Source organism: Sphingobacterium sp. R2 (assembly GCF_040760075.1).
In the GTDB taxonomy this organism is placed as follows: domain Bacteria; phylum Bacteroidota; class Bacteroidia; order Sphingobacteriales; family Sphingobacteriaceae; genus Sphingobacterium.
On record NZ_CP142884.1, the window covers coordinates 2,000,029 to 2,019,000 of the forward strand.

Annotated in this window: 17 protein-coding genes; 1 reads left to right on the forward strand and 16 read right to left on the reverse strand. The window is 39.5% G+C overall.

The annotated features are described in order from the left end of the window. The first annotated feature begins 122 nt into the window (after window positions 1-122). Complete coding sequence (locus VXM68_RS08360) at window positions 123-2,246, forward strand: prolyl oligopeptidase family serine peptidase (RefSeq protein ID WP_294183860.1); 2,124 nt, start codon at window positions 123-125, stop codon at window positions 2,244-2,246. A 114-nt stretch (window positions 2,247-2,360) separates the two neighbouring features. Here the strand turns inward: VXM68_RS08360 and VXM68_RS08365 are convergent, their stop codons facing one another. The 16 genes from VXM68_RS08365 to VXM68_RS08440 all read right to left on the reverse strand — a co-directional run bounded on the left by VXM68_RS08365 (window position 2,361) and on the right by VXM68_RS08440 (window position 18,912). Further along, on the reverse strand, window positions 2,361-3,599 hold the full coding sequence (locus tag VXM68_RS08365) for a thioredoxin fold domain-containing protein (protein WP_367210986.1): 1,239 nt from the start codon (window positions 3,597-3,599) through the stop codon (window positions 2,361-2,363). A 111-nt stretch (window positions 3,600-3,710) separates the two neighbouring features. After that, complete coding sequence (locus tag VXM68_RS08370) at window positions 3,711-4,898, reverse strand: aminopeptidase C (RefSeq protein WP_367210987.1); 1,188 nt, start codon at window positions 4,896-4,898, stop codon at window positions 3,711-3,713. Window positions 4,899-5,165: 267 nt separating this feature from the next. Further along, entirely contained in the window at window positions 5,166-6,218 is a 1,053-nt protein-coding gene (locus VXM68_RS08375; protein WP_209578728.1) for a TerC family protein, read from the reverse strand. Window position 6,219: 1 nt separating this feature from the next. After that, window positions 6,220-7,191 (reverse strand): polyprenyl synthetase family protein, encoded by a 972-nt coding sequence (locus VXM68_RS08380; protein ID WP_294348731.1) that lies wholly within the window; start codon window positions 7,189-7,191, stop codon window positions 6,220-6,222. Window positions 7,192-7,238: 47 nt separating this feature from the next. Beyond that, the gene (locus tag VXM68_RS08385) at window positions 7,239-7,805 is read right to left on the reverse strand and encodes a DUF3109 family protein (protein WP_294183862.1); all 567 of its coding nucleotides are present in this window, start codon (window positions 7,803-7,805) and stop codon (window positions 7,239-7,241) included. 5 nt (window positions 7,806-7,810) lie between these two features. Then, window positions 7,811-8,596 (reverse strand): DUF3108 domain-containing protein, encoded by a 786-nt coding sequence (locus tag VXM68_RS08390; RefSeq protein WP_293956261.1) that lies wholly within the window; start codon window positions 8,594-8,596, stop codon window positions 7,811-7,813. 117 nt (window positions 8,597-8,713) lie between these two features. Continuing rightward, window positions 8,714-9,235, reverse strand: coding sequence for a DUF2480 family protein (locus tag VXM68_RS08395; protein WP_293956262.1), 522 nt, complete (start codon window positions 9,233-9,235; stop codon window positions 8,714-8,716). 61 nt (window positions 9,236-9,296) lie between these two features. Then, window positions 9,297-11,321 carry a peptidylprolyl isomerase gene (locus VXM68_RS08400; protein WP_367211295.1) on the reverse strand — a complete coding sequence of 675 codons (2,025 nt, stop codon included), beginning with the start codon at window positions 11,319-11,321 and terminating at the stop codon, window positions 9,297-9,299. A gap of 319 nt (window positions 11,322-11,640) precedes the next feature. After that, the gene (lptC, locus tag VXM68_RS08405) at window positions 11,641-12,309 is read right to left on the reverse strand and encodes an LPS export ABC transporter periplasmic protein LptC (protein WP_293879497.1); all 669 of its coding nucleotides are present in this window, start codon (window positions 12,307-12,309) and stop codon (window positions 11,641-11,643) included. Then, entirely contained in the window at window positions 12,275-13,600 is a 1,326-nt protein-coding gene (locus VXM68_RS08410) for a hypothetical protein (protein WP_293956264.1), read from the reverse strand. Before VXM68_RS08410 ends, lptC begins: the two co-directional genes overlap by 35 nt. A 175-nt stretch (window positions 13,601-13,775) precedes the next feature. Further along, a complete protein-coding gene (locus VXM68_RS08415; protein WP_293956265.1) occupies window positions 13,776-14,759 on the reverse strand; it encodes a DUF6427 family protein in 984 nt (327 codons plus the stop codon). Between the two features lie 18 nt (window positions 14,760-14,777). Then, on the reverse strand, window positions 14,778-14,987 hold the full coding sequence (locus VXM68_RS08420; RefSeq protein WP_046672332.1) for a CcmD family protein: 210 nt from the start codon (window positions 14,985-14,987) through the stop codon (window positions 14,778-14,780). Window positions 14,988-15,136: 149 nt separating this feature from the next. Beyond that, a complete protein-coding gene (gene ccsA, locus VXM68_RS08425; protein ID WP_294183864.1) occupies window positions 15,137-15,799 on the reverse strand; it encodes a cytochrome c biogenesis protein CcsA in 663 nt (220 codons plus the stop codon). A gap of 37 nt (window positions 15,800-15,836) precedes the next feature. After that, the gene (locus VXM68_RS08430; protein ID WP_293956267.1) at window positions 15,837-16,496 is read right to left on the reverse strand and encodes a heme exporter protein CcmB; all 660 of its coding nucleotides are present in this window, start codon (window positions 16,494-16,496) and stop codon (window positions 15,837-15,839) included. A 78-nt stretch (window positions 16,497-16,574) separates the two neighbouring features. Next, complete coding sequence (locus VXM68_RS08435; RefSeq protein ID WP_367210988.1) at window positions 16,575-16,973, reverse strand: hypothetical protein; 399 nt, start codon at window positions 16,971-16,973, stop codon at window positions 16,575-16,577. Between the two features lie 103 nt (window positions 16,974-17,076). Then, window positions 17,077-18,912: an ABC transporter transmembrane domain-containing protein gene (locus VXM68_RS08440; RefSeq protein ID WP_294183865.1), complete on the reverse strand. Its 1,836-nt coding sequence runs from the start codon at window positions 18,910-18,912 to the stop codon at window positions 17,077-17,079. Window positions 18,913-18,972 lie beyond the last annotated feature (60 nt).

An 18,972-nucleotide genomic window follows, 5' to 3' on the forward strand; every position in this document is an offset into this window, starting at 1 on the left:
GATTTCCAAGATAAATACAGCCTGAGAAGCATAGGAGGTCGATAAATTTGTTTATATTCAACTCAAATATTCAGATACTAGGTGAATTGAACTTAGGTTGGTTGAAACAAGTATACGATTTTATGAAAAAGAAAAATTTTGGTCTTATCCTCATGATGATAGGTATGGCAGGTACGGCGACAACTGGTTATGGACAACGGTTAACATATCCCACGACAACGAAAGGGACCGTCGTGGATGAATTTTGGGGGGAAAAGATTGCAGACCCCTATCGCTGGCTGGAAGATGATCGTTCAGCGGAAACAAAAAACTGGGTAGAGGCTGAGAACAAGGTCACATTTGATTATTTGAATGCAATCCCGTTCCGCACAAAACTGAAGGATCAATTAACCGAAATATGGAATTATGAAAAAATAGGAACACCCTTTAAGGAAGGGGGCTATACTTATTTTTTTAAAAATAATGGCTTACAGCAGCACGCGGTGCTTTATCGTAAACTAGGGGATAAAGGTACAGAGGAAGTTTTTTTGGACCCGAATACCTTCTCGAAAGATGGATCGACTTCATTAGCGGACGTTTCATTTTCTAAAGATGGTAGCCTAGTCGCCTATTCTATTTCTGAAGGCGGATCGGACTGGCGGAAAGTCATTGTACTGAATGCCAAAGATAAGTCACCTGTGGGAGCCCCACTCGTAGATGTTAAATTCTCCGGTATCGCGTGGAAAGGAAATGATGGGTTTTATTATTCAAGCTACGATAAGCCAAAAGGGTCTGAACTTTCTGAAAAAACAGACCAACATAAATTATTTTACCATAAACTCAACACAGCACAGTCTGACGATAAATTGATTTTTGGAGGTTCTGCAACACCAAGGCGTTATGTAGGTGCTTCGTTGACAGATGATGAACGGTTCCTCATTATCTCCGCAGCAAATACGACGACGGGAAATGAACTGTATTATCAGGATCTCAAGCAGCCGAATAGCAAGATTGTTTGCTTACAGGACCATTTTGATGCCAATACAAATGTCGTTGACAATATTGGGGACAGTTTCTTACTGGAGACAAATTATAAGGCTGCCAACAACCGTTTGGTTAAAGTAGATTTGAAGAATCCTGCAGAGGAGAACTGGAAGGATGTTATTCCGGAGACTGAAAATGTCCTTTCGATCAGTACTGGAGGGGGGTATCTTTTTGCAAATTATCTGAAGGATGCCGTTTCTGTTGTGATCCAATACGATTATACCGGTAAGAAGATTAGACAAATAGAATTGCCTGGCATTGGTACAGCGAGTGGCTTTTCGGGTAAAAAGACAGAAAAAGAAATCTATTTTGGTTTTTCAAATTACATTACACCGTCTTCGAGCTATAAATTTGACGTAAATTCTGGAAGCGCTACACTTTATATCAAGCCTAAAGTAAAGTTTGACTCGGATCAGTATGAATCTAAACAGGTGTTCTACACATCCAAAGACGGTACGAAAGTTCCGATGATTATTACCTACAAAAAGGGGATCGCTCTGAACGGTAAAAACCCGACGATTGTGTATGGTTACGGGGGCTTTAATATCAGCTTAACCCCTGGCTTTAGTACTTCCGTTGCGGTGTGGTTAGCAAATGGTGGTGTTTATGCTGTTCCGAATCTCCGTGGGGGCGGCGAATATGGTCAGAAATGGCACGATGGTGGTCGGCAGTTCAACAAATTGAACGTCTTTCATGATTTTATTGCAGCAGCCCGTTACCTGCAGGAGAATGGGTATACATCACCGGAGTATACCGCTTTAAACGGAGGATCCAATGGTGGCTTACTTGTTGGGGCGACAATGACAATCGATCCCAAAATTGCTAAAGTTGCTCTTCCCGAGGTTGGTGTTTTGGATATGTTGCGTTACCATACTTTCACGGCGGGTGCAGGGTGGTCCTATGATTATGGTACGGTCAGTGATAGCAAAGAAATGTTTGACTATCTGAAAGCGTATTCGCCGGTGCATAATGTGAAATCTGGCGTTTGCTACCCGGCAACAATGGTCTTTACCGGAGATCACGATGATCGTGTGGTGCCGGCGCATTCCTATAAGTTTGCTTCAGAGCTTCAGGCAAAGCAAGCCTGTGATAATCCTGTATTGATCCGTATTGAGACAAAAGCCGGTCATGGTGCTGGAAGGTCTACAGAGGTTCTGATCAATAGTACTGTGGATAAATATGCTTTTGCACTTTGGAACATGGGAATAAAGACATTAAAGTAAACAGGCAGCTCGAAGCTTCAAGATGAGGTTGCTATCGAAATAAAAGTCCCGATCCTTAATTGGATCGGGACTTTTGTCTTTATGGATGATCAGGATAGGCTCTTATGGTTACATTTAGTTTTCCCAAGTTTTTATTCCTTTCATCATCTTTTCAAGCGTTTCTTGATAGATCGGACGATCATCCTCACTGGCCATTTCGACGGCTTTGTTTTGCCACTTGATCGCTTTTTCTTTTTCCCCTTTTTTATAGAGTAGATTGGAGTAGGTGTCCAAGAATGCGCTGCTCGGATCTTCAATGATCGATTTTTTGCTCCAGCTTAGTGCGGATTCAATACAGGCCGGATCGCTGCTGTTATTAAAGATAGTCCAGGCAAAAGTGTTTAATTGATGTGGCGTAAAATCTTCTGATGATAGATAATCATTGATGGTATTCTTCATCGCCACATAATTTTTCACCTGAAGGTAATAGTGTGCTCTAATCTTCTTGAACATCGGAACGAAATCGATGTCCGGATATTTTGCCGTCAGTTCATTTTGATAACTATCCCAGTTAGGTTCGTGCTTGGCGTCTATTTTTATCTGGAATAATTCGTTGACGACAACATTTGCCAACGTACGGTTGGCAATACCGGGTGACTCTAATAGGATATCTATTTTTTCTTTATTGTTCCGGATCAGATTAAAAGCTTTGGAATTGGTAAATTTTGCTGCAGCTAATAGAATATGCACGTTCTCCTTTTTGAACAACTCATCTGTCGCTAATGAATTTGCTAAGGTATTTTCTGCCTTGCGCGCAGTGTTTTCATCGTAGGCAACATTCGCTGCTTTTAGCATCTGCTTTGCCGTGTAGATGTCCTGCGGTCTTTTATCGAATTTTTTTAACAGGGTGTAATACTGTGTTTCGGTATTTAGCCCATCCATTACATGGCCGACAAATTCAGGCGCATCGCTTGCTCCAACAATGCGATGTACAACTTGTCCATTGGGATTAAAGATAAGAAATGTGGGAAACGATTGAATATTATATTCATTAGAAATAGCACGCGCATCGGCATACCATTTTTTGACGTTGGTATTGTCAGATTCTGTGGAATCCATTTGTACCCTAACACTCATAAAGTTTTGATTGATGGGCTGTCCAACCTGTTCTAGCGGAAAGATTTCATTACTCATGTATTGGCATGGACCACACCAGGTCGCAAATAGCTCCATTAAGATAAATTTGTTTTCAGCTTCTGCGCGCTCCTTTAGTTGTTTCCAACTCAATCCATTTATAAATTTCACACCCTTAGTCTGGGCATGAGCCAAATTCCCGAATAAAATCGTAAGGCACAATGCGATTATACTTCTCATACTCACTCAACAAAAGATTCATAATTATGCTTAAGTTATCAAATTAATCTGAAAACAAAAACACCTCGGATGTTTTAATTTCAGAGGTGTTTTTGCGGATTGATAAATCGTCTATTTAATATTTATCTTAGCCTTTAAATCTTTTGTTAGGCCGTCTTTGTGTAACATCAAAGAAGTTGTTTTGTAACGTACGAATTCTTTTGTGGCATATAAGTAACCGTGGTAGTCATTTGTTGTGCCCCAAGAGTTTTTAACGATGTAATATTCTTTTCCGTTTTGATCTTTCACAAGACCGACAATGTGCATACCATGGTCATCAGTTGTTTGCCAGTTGTCAAAAGCTTTTTGTCTTTCTTCGGCTGTCACTTTTAGTTCCGGTTTAGGACCCACGAACATGGTTGATTTTTCTTGCTCCGTCATTTCCTCGAAAGGTTTTTCAGGTACATAAGCAACTCCGTTTTTCCAGGAGAAACCTTTTTCAGATACGTCAGTTGCCCAAGCGACAGTATAACCCTTTTGTAAAGCGTTGTCAATGATATCCGTTAAATCGTTCATTTTAACGTTGTAAAAACGGTCGAATGACCAGTTGTCTGGAATCAGCAATACGAACTGGCTGTAATACGGATGATCGGTTACGGAAGCAAGACCGACATAGTCGTCTGGATTGATACCGATTACCTGATCTGCAAAGGTACGTGGTGTGTAGGATTTACCGTTATAGTCAAATTTCTCAGGAACCTCTCCAAGGTAAGAATCCATGGCAGCGGTATAGGCTTTCTCCCAGTTTGGTGTCAATGTTTTGCCCTTCACTACTGCCCCCAACATAGCGTCCAACATAGAAGTCATTTCGCCAAAGTTGTTACGGGTAGTACCGTAGTGGAGACCTGTATACGCAGATTGCGGCATTGTCCCGTATTTACGAAAGGAGTTCAATACATCATGGAATTGACCGCCCTCGCCCAATGATAATCCACCATGAAGACGTACATAGGTACGTGCTTTGTCTAAGTATGTGTTCCGCGCAGTATAAATCTGAGATATCTCAACCGGTTTTTTACCCATACGAATCATTTCAGACTCTAGAAAAGAATTACCTGAATAAGACCAACAAGTACCTGATGAACCTTGATTTTTGATGGATGTGTTGCCTAGGTTGATGACTTCAGTAAAGGTAAATCCAGATTTGCTATTGTCATTTTGATTTGCTTTTAGCGCATTGATCAAATTGTCTTGTGCTTGTACTTGGAAAGACGCTGCAAAAAGTGAAGCGGCTAGTACAATCGTTTTATTCCAATTCATAGTTAGTATGTTGTTAATTTAATGTGGTGCTAAAATAAATAAATAAAATTGAGTAAGATCAATTCCTCTGTAAAATAATTGTGCTGAAAAATCTTCTGTTTTTATGTTAATGTACTGCTAGGCAGAGAAATTATGAAAGTTTTCTAAGGTTAAATAGGAATGGTCAGAATTTTTATTCTGACCATTATATTTTGTTTAGTCTATCATGTGCTGCCGATTGCTACAACATTTCACCACGATAAGCATAATTTTTTCAATCCGTTTCGCCTAATCCGCGATGGAAGACTTTTTTGGAAAAAGTAGCGAAGCAATAATACTTAAAGCGAGGATACCGATAATAACAATCAGTGAATGTGTTGTCGTAAAGCCAACTTCAGCCAACCAATGGTGGAGCAGCATCTTTAGTCCAATGAAGACCAATAAAAACGCTAAACCTACTTTGAGGTATTGGAACTTGTGTATGATATTGACCAATAGGAAAAACATTGACCGTAAGCCTAGAATCGCAAAAATGTTCGAAAAAAATACAACATAGGGGTCTTTGGTAACGGAGAAAATCGCAGGAATAGAATCCACGGCAAAAATGAGATCGGTAAATTCAATCACCAGCAATACGAGAAAGAGCGGAGTCATGTATTTTACACCGTTCTCGACATGGAAAAAATGTCCACCATCTAGTTTAGGAGTTACTTTAAAGTAGCGCGAAGCGAATTTAACGACCGGGTGATTCTGTGGATCGACTTCCTCTTCCTGGTTACGGTTAATAAACATTTTGACACCTGTAAAGACTAGGAAAGCGCCGAAAACATACAGAATCCAGCCAAACTTAGCAATAAGGGTGGCACCAAGGAATATAAAAAGAAAACGCATAATGATTGCGCCCAAAATACCCCAAACCAAAACTTTATGGTAATAACGCTCTGGAATACCGAAAGAGGTAAACAGTAAGACCATAACAAAGATATTATCTACTGACAAGGCGTATTCCACAACATAACCAGTAAGATATTCCAGGCCAAGATTCTTATTATAGACATCGAGACTGGCCGCTAGATCGCCGGGAATAATTTTAATATCGTGGTGATGTTTGGCGATGACCTCTTGGAGGTGATTCAAATCATGGATATTGTGCAGTTCAAATCCATAGTGACGTAGCAGCCAATAGAAGCCTAAGGAGAATAAAACCCAAATGGCACTCATAATACTCGCCATCTTCAGGCTGACAGGTTTGTCGCCTTTAGAAAATAACCCAAGATCTATTGCAAGCATAAGCGCAATGAAGATGAGAAATCCACCAAAAAACATTAATTCGTGACTCATTTTATTTTTTTCTTTCTGTTGTGTATTTTACCAATTGCTCCAATCCGGCTTTGTATTCGCTGTCTGGAAAGTCTTTCAATATTCGAAATGCATCTTGTTGGTATTCCAGCATCTTATTTGTAGCGTATGCTAACCCACCACTTTTACGGACAAAATCAATGACTTCAGCAACTTTTTGCGCATCCTCATTGTGGTTTTTAACTAAATTAATGATTCTTCGTTTTTCGCTGGCAGTAACTTGATGTAATGCATAAATGAGCGGTAAAGTTATTTTCTTCTCTTTGATATCATTGCCGAGGGGTTTGCCGACGTCATCTAAACCAAAGTCAAACAAATCGTCTTTAATCTGGAATGCAATTCCAATTTTTTCACCAAATTGATGAAGTTTATCTACTGTTTCCTGATCTGCATTTGACGAGGCCGACCCGCAAGCACAGCAAGAAGCGATTAGCGAGGCTGTTTTTTTTCGGATCACTTCAAAATAAATAGACTCTTCAATATCCAGTTTACGAGCCTTTTCGATCTGAAGCAATTCACCTTCGCTCATCTGTTCAACAGCTTCGGATACAATTTTTAGTAAGTGATAATCCTGATGTTTTACGGAAAGGAGTAAACCTCTTGACAATAGAAAATCACCCACCAAAACAGCAATTTTATTTTTCCATAGTGCATTGATTGAAAAAAATCCTCGACGTTCGTAGGAATTGTCCACCACATCATCATGTACCAAAGATGCCGTGTGCAACAACTCTACAAGAGCAGCACCACGGTAAGTGGATTCATTAATTCCGTTACATATGCCCGCTGAAAAGAATACAAACATCGGCCGCATTTGTTTGCCTTTACGTTTGATCAAGTATTGCGTAATGCGATCCAACAAGGGGACGGAGCTTTTCATCGAAGCTTTGAATTTTTTCTCAAACGCTTCAAGTTCATCGACAATAGGACGTTGAATCTCTCTTAATTTTGACATGAATTAGGGTGAAATACCAAAATAGTTAAAGCTTAAAGATAGTGATTTTATGACAACTCTTCGGCTGCTTTCTCCAGATTTTTGTACCATTCCTCACCGTAAGTGCGGATTAGCGGATCTTTTAAAAACTTAAAGACAGGTACCTGCAGTTCTTTCCCGAATGAACAGGCATCTTTACAGATATGCCAACGATCATAGTGAAGCACGTCAAATTCGGGATAATGTGTTGTCCGTATAGGGTATAGGTGACACGACACAGGTTTTCGCCAATGGATCTCGCCGAGTTCGTAAGCTTTTTCAATAGCACATTTTGTGATGCCATTTTCCCAGGTTACATAGGCGCATTCTTTATTACCATCAACACAGGTAGTCGTCAGATCACCATCGACATCAATGACATATTTGCCTTGCTCCTCAATCGCTTCAATACCTTTCGCTGTCATATAAGGCTTTACTTTAGGATAAATCTCCTCCAAGATGGCCTTTTCACTTTCCAATAACGGGGCGCCCGAATCGCCTTCTATACAACAGATTCCTTTGCACTTTGATAAATTACACACAAAGTCATTGTTGATGAGATCTTCGTGTACCAATACATTTCCTACTTCAATCATTCTACTTATTTTGAGTAGCTTGCTCGTTGTCCCAATTTGTACTTTAATCCACTTGCTTCCAGTAATTCTAACGTTACTGAGCCGATTAAAATATCGACATTGGCTTTGACCGGAATACGGTTGCCATCGTTGGTTACCCACAAATAAAGCTTGCTATTTTTTTTAAATATACGTCCCGGTTTGATTTCGGGACTGAATTTGAGGCACTCTAATGTGCCTAATTCTGTTTTTATCTTTTCTATTCCAATATATTGTATGCCTAAGGTAGCAATCTCATCATTCAGAAAATAAGTCAGCTTAAAAGATTCTCCCGGTTTAACCGTTGACAGATCCAGGTTGCGCGCAAAATAGTAGGAAGAAAGTAAGTCAAAAGTTTGATCTACTTTCGAATTAAATGTTCCTTTATTACCGACAACGGTATTTGTCGCTTGGTTGAAGCGTACCTTATCATTCCTTCTGTACCCACCTTCGCGAATGTTTTCGGTATAATAATACGGTAAAAATGTTTTACTGTTAATATACGAATTGTATTCATTGCGCACCGTATATATCGCAAAGGCACCTGCAGTCTTACCTGCTGCATATAAATGAAAGGAGGGGTTTCCAGCTCCATCCTTTGTATCTTCAACAGTTAATGTTCCTGTTGCGGCGGAAATAAAACCATAGCGGAGTTTATACTTTAATTTCTCCCCACCTTTAAATGCAGATTCTTTTAAATGCGGTAATTCTTGAGCAAAAGCAGTACTTACTACCACGGATAAGTAAAAGAGCAAAGTCGATATAAGTTTCATGTAGGTAAGTTTACGAAATTTGTTTGAAAAGGAATGTTAATTTCATTCAAATAAATTTAACTTTTGGGATTAAATGAGACGTTCATAGACAATGACTTATACATCGGTGTGATTGGATTACTTAGGCTGTACTCGTTTAAATACAGGTACGGTAGAACAAGGCTCGCCATACATAATGCTTTTTGCCACTTTGCTTAGTTTTACCGTAAACTGTACGAATACAGACTCTGGAATAAAGGTGTCGCCACAGCCCTTTACTACTACACGCTGATCCCGAAATTGTTCCATGTCAATCCGTTCAATAGCTGCAGCATACTGCATGCGTAATAGTTCATCCGCGTCTCCGAAGATGATTGTTGCTGCATAAGGTTCCAATTTGTTGGCCAATAACATGTAAGCCCAGGTAGGCACAATGGCATCTGCACTACAAGTAATTGCTACATGTTTACCGGCATATTGCGACCAATCGTTTGTCTTAATGAACTCGCGGAAATCCTTTTCTTTAAGAATCAAGCCATGGAAGAGATTATCCTTAATATCATATACCACATTGTCTGCTTGTGGATGGTAGTTGGCCAAGTCAACTGTGACTAACCCACTTTGCGCAACTTTGTTGACAATATTTGTTTGAATATCCATATTTACATCAAAAAAAAGCCGGACGATAATTCGTCCGGCTACAAATTTACTTAAAAATCTTTTAAAAGAATTTCACTCTATTGTCAATGATTTCAGCTTTGTCTTGTAATGCGCGGAAAATAGATCCCCACGCGCGTTGTGCTTTAGCTGCAAGCATTTGTTTCTTTTGTCCGTTGATATCGGAAATAGCGGCAGGATTGGTAAAACCGTTTACCTGTACGACATAAACTCCTGTACTTCCTTCAATCGCTTTGGAAGGTTTATTCGGCTGTAGTCCAAAAACGGTACCAACAACCTTGTTTTCCAATGCAACACCAGGGATAACTGGGTTTGCAAAGACAACATTTTCAACGTTAATCGCTGATTTACCCACTTTTTGAGCAACTTGATCGATAGAAGATGCACCTGCTAAAGCTTTGTCAAATTTCTCTTTCAAAATCTTCGCTTTAACCATATTTCTTACTGCAGGCTCGATATCTTTTTTAACGGCTTCCAAAGAAAGTGTTCCTTTAGGTTGTATATCAACCAGACTTGCTAAGATATAAGAAGTTTCAGTCTCAAATACTTTGTCCGAGATGTCGCCTTTTTTAGCATCAAAAGCCCATTTAATTAAATCACGCGGTGCTTCATTACCATCTAATACATTGTCCATCGCTGTTACACGTGAAGCTGTTTTTGCTTCTAAACCAAGTTTTTTCGCTTCCTGAGCAAAGTTCTGTGCTGTAGCTGCAGATAAGAATGCTGTTGCTTTGCTATGCGCATTGTTCAACGTTTCTTTTCCACTGCTGATCACTTTATCAATAATGGCAACTTTCGCATATTTTGAACTTCCTGTTTGCTTTTCAATTTTGATAATATGCACACCAAATTGCGATTTCACAACTTTGATATCACCTGTTTTTCCTTCGAATACAGCATTCTCAAACTCAGGAACCATACGACCTCTTGTGAATGTCCCTAGTTCACCACCATTTGTTTTGCTTTCTGGATCTTTGCTAAACTGAACTGCAAGCGCTGCAAAATTGTCTCCTTTTTGAATCAAACCTTTGATCGAGTCAGCTTTTGCCAGTGCTTTATCAACACCACCTTCAGCTGTAGGATCCAATAAGATATGAGATGCTTTTACGGAGTCAGGACTTACGATCGTAGAAACAACTTTTGCGATTTCATACGCGTTGTTGTTTAAAAAAGGTCCGACTGTTGTGCCAGCAGCAACGTTGAATACAACGGAATCCAAAGAAGGACTCAACTGTCCTTTTTTCACATACGTGAACGGATATTTGTTGTCTGAATTGATCGAAGCAAACAGGGAGTCGTCTTTGGCAACGATTAAATCCTGTTTCAATTTGTTGATGGTCTCTTTCACCGCCAAAGAATCTTTAGCAAGAGGTTTTGCATCTACAGTTACATATTGAATTGCACGAGTTTCTTCTTGCGTTTTGAACATGTTTTTATGTTCATCATAATATTCTTGGTAATCAGCATCCGTCAATTTAGCATCTGCGTCTTTGACAGAAGCATAATCTAAAAGAATGTACTTGAAGTTTGCCAATTTATTGCGCTCTTGGTATTCTTCGTTTGCTTCCAATGAAGTAACGTATACGCTATTGGAAAGCAACTCGCCGTATTTGCTGCTTAAACGTTCATCTCTGACGCCTTCAAGTAGGGTATTCCATTGATCGTAGACAGCAGGATTATTATTCACCTGCCCTAAGAAGGTCATCAATTGACTATGGTCAAACTGTCCCGTTTGTGGGTTAGTAAAAGCTTGAACGATTTGAGGTGAAGGATTTGGCCCTTTTACTAAATCATTTAACTCTTCTTTACCGACAGTCAAACCGATTTTTTCAATCTCTTTTTTCAAGATCTCTCTTGACAAAAATTGATTCCAAACTTGTTGAACAGCGTATGTTCTCATTTGAGGAGTCACTGCGCCTCCCATTTGTTGTTTGAACATTTCTTCTGTTTGTTCAACTTGTTGATTGAACGCAGGATATTCAATTTCAGTTCCGTTGACTTCCCCTACACGATTTTGATGTCTCGCCCAAAAAGGAGCTCCCCCCGAACGACATCGCCTAGTAAAAATGCTAAAATTGCGATAGCCATAGCTGCGGTCAAGATGACACCCGCTTTGTTACGCAAAAAGCCCATTAATCCCATAGTCTGCTTATTGTGTTTATATTGTGTAAATACTTGTATTTCGTTAATTTATGCATAGCATAGCAAAATGCGGTGCAAGATACAATTTTTATAAAAAAAAATGGAATATTTTCCTGAATGTAGCAAAACAAATTTCAAAAATAATTGTATAAACCGGAGTTCTTTATTCCTTTTTTGTTTAATAGATTCGTTATAAAAGACTTAATCGTATAAACAAACGATCGATAGGGGAGGTTTGAACCCTATTATTTTCCCAAAGAAGGGAATAGATTGTTGTTGGTGATAATGGTGTAGCCAGTGGCATTTGCTATATTGACATGTTTGAAATCTTTGTCTGAAGTAAATGATGACCCCTGTAAGTTGCCCCGATTATCGCGAAAGAAAGCCGTTATCGGAACGTGATTATAAAATATCCTGTTGCTGTTGCTATCAACTTGACTTTCGTCATAGATGATTTCTTCAGTTTTGATGATAGATCCGTCAGCCATCGTTACTACAACGTTTTTTGTGAAAGTGGTCGTCTTCTCTTTTTCCCTACGAATGGCGTGGTCGGAGGTGATGCGTTGCGTTTCCTTTAAATTGTCATCGTAAAAGATTATTTTGATGCTTTTTGGAAATTCGTATACTTCGGTACTATCGTGTTTGATACGCATTTCAGGAGCGGTAAGATTGGCTTTTACCCGTGTCGAATCGCTATAGATGATGTCTACATGACGTGAGATGTCGACCGCCTCTTCCTTTTTCATGTTGGCAATCCGGTCCACCTCTTTTAAATCAGGTTCACAGGAGGTCAATGAGAGCGCCCCTAGTAAAGATACGATTACTAGGGGCGATATATTTTGGATTATGGTTGAAGCAAAGGTCTTGCGTACCATCGGATTAATCAAATTGTGTTCTTCTAAACCAGCGGTCATTTAAGGTAAAGCCTATATTAAAGTTAATATAACGTTCACGTAAGAGGCTATTGCTGATTTTGCCCATTTGCCCAAATTCTGCTGAAAAGTTTATTTTAGAGAAAGCTCCCGAAAATTGATTTCTTGCAAACGGGAAACCAACACCAACAGTAACAGCCATATCGTTGATATTTTGGTTACTTAGGAAATATTGCGTTTTGTTATATCTAAATCCAAGCCGATAATCTACTCGGTTCAAATACCTAAGCGAAGTGACATCGGGGGTAATTTGACCGCCAATCGCTACGCCGTAATTCTTGCGAAGCTCATTTTCTCCTTTTCTAGTCTGAAATCTCGACCAATCTGCGTATTTAAAATCAGCACCAACTAACCAGCGGTTGCTACGCGCAAGCGTGATACCGACATTATGCTTCAGTGGAAGGGTCAAATGTCTGCTACTGCGGTCAGAAATAAAGGTACTGTCCAACGGGATATTTTGGTTGTCCGGATCAGAAGAAGGGGTAGTTCTCGTATTAAATATTGTTGTTCTCTCTTTAATATCATTATTCAATGAACCAGAGTAACCAAAGGTCAGTGAATATTCCTTATTTAATGGTTGCTCGTATTGTAAACCATAATCAAAGATAATACCTTGTATTTCGCGTTTATTCTGTTGCTGGGTATTCAATGCTCCCGATGAAGGGAGAAATTCTACACGGCTATAATCATTTAAGGTTCCAAATAGATAAGACATGTTGGCACCGATACTCAGGCCTTTCACGATGCGTACCCCCCAACCAGCATAGGCTTTTGTCAAACCACCTTCGCCGGTGAAAACTTTTGTGTAAGGATCAGCATTTGAAGTTCCTGTTGAAGATGTCCGATAACCAATATCGGAGTAGGGAAGAATACCCAAACTGATCCCGCCAAATCGTTTCATGGGGAAAGTCATGGTGATGTGGCTAAAGGCAAAGTCAGCCGTGTTATCTGATCTGGTTGTTGAATTTAATTGTGTGTAATTGCCATATAGACCAGCATCAAAGGTGGTAAACTGTGTGGCAGAGTAAGATGCAGGATTGCTCGGGTTGGTGTTGTATACGCCATTGATTCTTCGGATAGCGGTATTCACACCCCCCATACCTCTATATTGTGGCAATAAATCCTCTCGCATCTGACCAAGTCCAAATTGAGAGTAGGGTGATGCGGATGTCGTTTTTTGGGCAAATGCGGTAGTAGAACTAGCTAAAATTCCCCCTGCTAACAACAGTTGGAGTGATTTATTTCTTAGAGAGCTTGTAAAGCGTTTCTGCATGGTCAATCTATAAAATTGAGAAACTAATGTTTATTTAGTTTTAGTGAAATTTTCGAGTTATTTGACTCTGATATTAAATGTTCTTTGCTTTTAATCGCATACAAAACTATTCAATTTTTGCGAGCTTGTTAAGCCGATTTTGTTAAAAAAGGTTAAACGCTTATTGTACAAGGCTTTAGAAAAACTGAAAGTAGATTATCGTGAGTGTTATAATGGCGTATACGACCTCAAAAAACCATTTCTTTTTGGCATAAGTGAAATAGTAAGCCATATAGATGGCGATAGAAGGTGCACAAAGTAAAAAATGGGCTTCAGTTAGTTTTTTATTCCAGTAGAATGACACTACCGCCAGGCATAACATAAAGAACAACAGTTGAAATGACTTGCGAATATGCACGACACTTTTAAAAAAGTTGTCTTTTAAGACCATTAAGAAGAGTATTAAAGTAAAGATGACCGGTACAAGTACCAGATAGTCGACTAATTGAATACGGATAGCCGTAGGAAATTTGTACGTAAACGGCAGCCAAATCGTATAAAACTGCTCCATTTTGCCCATCCAGAGATAGATTACCGCCAAGATAAAATACACCGTGGCCAAGCCGAGTAGAGGGGTGATCCATTCGCGCCAGTTGAACGGTCTGAAAATGAGTAATCCTATCCACAGTAAGCCAAACATGCTTAAGAATGGAAAGTAGACCAAGCTTCCAATGCCTACAATCATACCAAGATCAAACATTTCGGCTTTAACATCCGTCTGCCGATATAAGGAGAGCAACTTGCTTAACATCCATATCGAAATAAAATTACAGATCAGCGTTGGAGATAGCACTAGAAATGGTAAAAACAGGCTGGCCAATGTCATGTACATCAAAGCGACCAGAAAGCTAGGTTTCCCGAGTAAGTTAAAATGGCTTGTGATGCGATTGAGTAGTGTCGCCTGGAAGATGGTTAAGATCAGCGTAATAAAAACATTGGTAGCAGGAGAAAGGTTGATTAAATTATTTTCTCCCAATAGATTGCCCAATGCAGGTTCAAAAATTACAGAGTCAAGTTTATCGGGAAGGTGCAAAAATATTCCTAAGCATAGCACAAAGCCTACGAGCGATAGAAATAAAATATTAATGGGTGAATAATTTCTAAACTGACTGATAATCATGGTGTTGATCAATATGTGCTATTTATTCTTTTTTTCCAATTTGCTGATACGGCGATCGAGCAAGAAAAGAAAGAAAGCCAAACCTAGAAAAATGACCAACATGACCAATACAACAACGTAGATCTTACCTTCGCTACGTAACCCAGTCGCCATCTCGACATCATCTTGTGCAAATGTGCTCAAAGTCGATAAGAGTAGTAAGGCGATTGACAATGTTATTTTTTTCATTTGTTTAAAAAATTATTCGTATCGCTTTCAGTGTTATACAAGATTCGATACACGTTATTTAAATTATGTAATACCCTATTTTTTTTTATGGATTAAGCTTTAGCCGATTTCTCTATTTTAGAAACAAAGCATCGGATTAGCATTCAATTCTATGCATTTAAATCTTTCCTTTCGAGCAAGCGTACCCTATAGCGCATAGTACAGATCCAGGTGGCTATTAAAATCCATCCAATAACAGAACTGTAGAAGGTCGGGCGTAGTTCGTTACTCATTTGAAGATCAGCAAATGTGCCATTCCCCCCGCTACCAGGGTGTAGCGAATCTGTTAGTTTGGGTAAGATATAGATAAGTACAATGATAATCGGAAAGGCAAAAATATTGTATACTGCAGAAATCTTCGCTCTTTTTTGTTCTTCTTCCAATGCATTTCTGAGAACAAGGTATGCGAGATACATCAATGTTGCGATCGCAGAGCCATTTAGTTTCGGGTCGTTTGGCCACGGCTCACCCCAGGTGATATTTGCCCATAGCATACCCGTTGCAAGTCCTAAAAAGCAGAACGTGATACCCGTGTTTACGGCCTCTATAGCCATTAGATCATAGGCTTGTTTTCCGGTATTGAGGTATTTAATGCTGTATACTACAGAAACCAAATACATCGAAATCATAGCAAACCACATCGGAACATGAAAATAGACATTACGTATGCTTTCATGTAGGATAAATAGACGGGGAACAGGGCCTAAAAGCCCATTAATAATAACACCACAAATAATCACTACCGCTAATACTTTCCACCATTTTTTTCTCATGGTTATATTGAATTTAGTTTTTCGTCAATGCTTCTATTTAATCTCGCCAAAGGTACGGAAATAACAACAAAGAAATAGTGATGGTGATTACATTAATTGCGAGTAATACGATTATTTCTTTACTGCTTGAAGCTCTTTCCAAACCTTCAATTGCATTGCGAGATAGCTTTATTAAGACGATCAATAGGGGGATAATTGCTGGAAAGCTAAGTATTGCCATTAGCGTACTGTTGTTTCCTGCTTTGGAGCTAATTCCAGAAATCATGGTAAATACAGTGGAAAAGCTAATGCTTCCGAGCATGACCGATAAGAAGTAGAGTATCGGATCGCCGATGGGATTTTTGAATATGGTTGAATACACAAAATAGGCGATGGTAGCCAATAGTATCATCACCATCATATTGTAGATGATTTTTGCTAAAATGATCGCTCTAGGGTCAACTAGTGAGTAGTAGTAGAGTTGCCGGTTGGGGTTTTCTTGGACGAAGCTTTTGTTGATCGCATTGATTGAAGCGAAAAGCATAATAATCCAAAACAATGCATTCCAAGTAGTCGTATCAACTGATTTAAATGCTTGATAGCAGACGAAAACAGTTGATACGACATATAGTAGAATTCCGTTAATAGCATATTTTGAACGCCATTCCAGAATGATGTCTTTCCGAATTAAAGTTTTTACTTGTTGCATCAACGTCATATGCAGCAAAGATACAAATGTATTTTAACCACGATAGTGACCAGCAACATCAATTCCTAAAAAAGACGTTATTTTTACTTATACGTTAGAAATTTTAGACTTCGCAGCATCAGTTGTATCATCGATTTTGCTTGCCATGTTTTGAGCTGCGCCGTTAGCGTGTTCTAAAGCTTCTCTGCCAGCTTCTTTCGCCTTGTTTTTTAGTGCATCCGCATCTTCTGTCGCCTTGTTGAAGGCAGCCTGAGCTTTCGATTTTAAATTATCTAATTCAGATGAAGCTTTATTGGCTAATTTTTGTGCTTTCTTAGCTTCTTTCTTAGAAAGATCTTTCAATGATTTAGTTAAGCTTTTAATGCCATCATTTGCACGATCTAATTGTTTTTTTCCGTCATCAGTTCCTAAAAGATACCATGCAGCAGCTCCCGCAGCCAATCCTACCAAAGCAAATGCTACTAATCCATTTTTGCTATTTTTCATAATTCCTCTATTTTGTTATATATTCAAATGATAATCAAGTATGATACCAAATGAACAATCACAGGGTGATTTTGTTTAAAAAGAATCAATAATTAACAAAATTTTACATATCGATCTTTTGCTGTTTCGATTGGAGGTTGTAGAGGTGTTGATAGAGGCCGCTTTCTTTTTGGAGCAGCTCAAAGTGGGTGCCGCTTTCCGATACGATGCCATTTTCGACAACGATAATTTTATCGGCATCGATGATGGTAGATAATCTATGCGCAATGATAATCGAAGTACGTCCGCGCATTAATTCTTCCAATGCCTCTTGTACCTGGCGCTCAGATTCTGAATCTAGTGATGAAGTGGCCTCGTCTAAGATAAGAATGGCAGGGTCTTTTAACAGTGCGCGTGCAATAGCTATTCGCTGGCGTTGCCCGCCAGAGAGTTTAACCCCGCGTTCCCCAACGAGCGTGTTATAGCCTTCCGGGAAATTCAGGATAAATTGGTGTGCATTGGCACGTTTAGCAGCGGCAATAACTTCGTCTTCTGATGCATCGAGTTTGCCATACGCAATATTTTCGCGTATAGTTCCTCCAAACAGCAATACATCCTGCGGTACAATAGCGACCTGATTACGGATATCGCTTAATGTAAAATCGGATGCTGGTCTGTCGTCGTAGCAGACTTCACCTGTATTGACCGTGTAGAATTGTAAGATCAATGAAGCGATTGTTGATTTTCCTGTCCCACTTGGTCCGACTATGGCAATTTTATCTCCTGCACGGGCCGTAAAGTTGATGTCTTTTAGAATTTCAATATCGGGACGACTTGGGTAGGCAAAGGAAACATGATTGAAGCTTAGTTTGCCGGTCATTATTTGGTGAACTTCTTTACAATTCGGCTTCACATTGAGGTTTTCTTGAGGTTCATCCAAAATTTCCAAAATGCGTTCACTTGCCCCTAAGGAGCGTTGGATATTGGCGTAGAGTTCAGGAAAACTGCCCATGGATCCTGCAACAAACATCGAGTATAGGATGTAGGTCGTCAGGTCGCCGACAGTCATTTCGTGGATAGCAACTAATGCTGCTCCATACCATATAACAGCGATTACTGCCCCAAAGATACAGAAGATGATAAATGAAGCAAATGCACCCCGAAAAGTTGCCCCTTTGACGGCAAGTTGGACGACAGAATCCATCTGTCTGCTATAACGGTTGAACTCGAAATATTCATTGACAAAAGCCTTCACATTGCTGATCCCTAATAAAGTCTCCTGAACGATACTGTTTGATTCAGCCATTTTGTCTTGGGCCTGTCTCGATAGTTCGCGGATAAATTTTCCAAAGATGATGGCCGCCACAACGATGATCGGTAAAATACAAAGGTTCATGAGAGCAAGTTTGGGCGATACCCAAACCAATAGGAAAACGCCAAAACAAAGACTGATCAACTGCCTTAGGATTTCAGCTAGTGTGGTGGTCAAGGTATCCTGGATCTGCGAAAGATCTGCAGAAAGCCGGCTGTTTAATTCCCCAACACGACGGTTGGCAAAAAATTCGATCGGTAAGGAAATCAGTTTAAGATAAGTATCCTTGCGGAGGGCCGCCAATGTACGTTCTGCAATTTCAACAAAAATACGGATGCGAAAAAAAGAAACGACTGACAGAAAAGATAATATAATAAATGCAATGCCGCCGATGTAATATACTTCTGGAGGAAGCCAGAGATATTTTTGCTTACCTTGAGCAGCATCGATCATTGCCCCAAGTAGCGCTGGGAAAGCTAACATGGCTAAACTGGATAATACCAAGAAAAACATGCCTATTCCAAATTTAAACCGATAAGGTTTTAAATAGGTCAATAATTTTGCAGCTCTCAACAGGAGCTCCTTATTCAATTTTGGTTTTGGTAGATCCTCTTCTTGTTTATTGCCGCTGTTGAATCCTCTTGCCATATCCGCTACTTCAAATTTTGTTGCGAGGACAAATGTAACGAGATTAAAAACAATTTGCTA